A 1,430-nucleotide genomic window follows, 5' to 3' on the forward strand; every position below is an offset into this window, starting at 1 on the left:
AGTTCCAGCCCGTTTTACAGCCCGGATGCGATTTCGGATATGGATTTCATTGCGGTGTATTACGACACCCTGAAAGACCCGCGTCTGGTCACGACGCCGGACCCCGAAAACGGCAAGCCGCACAAGCCGATGGGGTTGAGAGTTGAGCAAAAAAGCTATTCCTGGACGGCGGATTGGGGAAAGGACTGGGTGCTTTTGGATTTTACCGTTACAAATGAAGGAACTGAACCAATAAAAAAAGCCCACTTCGGTTTCTACTTCGATCCGGATGTCGGCAATCGGAACGCCGGGAAAGCCACTCACCTTGACGATTACGTCGGTTTCATCAGACAGACTTTTCTGAGTATTGCGAGAGGAAATTATAACCCGCTGATTCCGCCAACCTCGTTGATTTGCAGCGAGACGCTCTATATGGCCTATGCTTACGACAACGACGGCGATCCGGAGACGGGAACCGATTATTCCTTTTCCTCGAACAATCCGAGTGGAGCTTTTGGAGTTCGTTTTCTGCGGGCCAAGCAGGCAATTCGCCTTTTTACTTTTCCCTCGCCGGTTGCTTTCAACTAGTGGGTTCCTGATGACTTCGGTATTTTGGATTGGGGGCCGCAACGCACACCCGGCCAGACCAGCATTTATGGAGGGCGCGGCCAGCCCGTAGGCGACGTGATGAAGTACCATTATTTGTCCAACCAAGAAGTTGATTACGACCAGGTGATGAGTGCGATAGCCAATCCGGACATTTTTGTGGATAGTTCGCTTCAAAGCGGATGGCTGCCCCCGCTCGTGCCACAAGTTTCTGCCATCGACATAGCGGACGGTGCCGATTCCCGGTTTTTACTTTCCACCGGACCTTTTGATTTGGACATTGGAGAGAGCATTCCTTTGACGATCGCCGTATTTGGGGGTACACGTCTCCACATTGACCCGGCCAATTTCAGCTCACAGTTCCCCAATCCGTCCGATTTTCTGGATCCGGCTCGGATTCGCGATTACCGCTCGCATCTGGACTTCCGCGGTTTAATCGAAAGCTCGCGCATGGCCCGAAGAGTTTTTGATAACGAGAACATTGTTTCCCCTGTTCTTTGTTTCGTTTTCGATCCGAGGGAGCCGATATTTGACTCGCTACGCGCCCACGGCGATGGAAATCCGGACTTTAGGGGGGGCCAATGCCTCCCCCTTTTCCGAAGGTGGAATTTACAACCGGCGAAGGGGAAGTAACCATCCGCTGGTTTGGGCGGGAGACGGAGGAGGCGATAGACCCGATAACCAACCAGAAGGATTTTGAAGGATACACCATCCAGATGTCGCCGGACGGGATTAACTACACGACAATCGGCTACTTTGACCGCGTTAACTGGAAGCCGTACTTTTTGAACCTGGACTTGAACGGAGACGGGATTCGGGAGAATTGGGAATTTAGGTGGGAACCT

Annotated in this window: 3 protein-coding genes; all 3 read left to right on the forward strand. The window is 52.2% G+C overall.

The window, feature by feature from the left end:
• The coding region (locus tag VNL73_07465) for a hypothetical protein (protein ID HXF49247.1) at window positions 1–567 on the forward strand (567 nt) is incomplete at its 5' end.
• A gap of 24 nt (window positions 568–591) precedes the next feature.
• Window positions 592–1,218, forward strand: coding sequence for a hypothetical protein (locus tag VNL73_07470; protein ID HXF49248.1), 627 nt, complete (start codon window positions 592–594; stop codon window positions 1,216–1,218).
• Window positions 1,188–1,430, forward strand: a 243-nt coding sequence (locus tag VNL73_07475) for a hypothetical protein (protein HXF49249.1), incomplete at its 3' end; no start/stop codon positions are given. The genes VNL73_07470 and VNL73_07475, both read left to right, overlap by 31 nt.

This window comes from Verrucomicrobiia bacterium, from assembly GCA_035574275.1.
Lineage (GTDB): Bacteria > Zixibacteria > MSB-5A5 > DSPP01 > DSPP01 > DSPP01.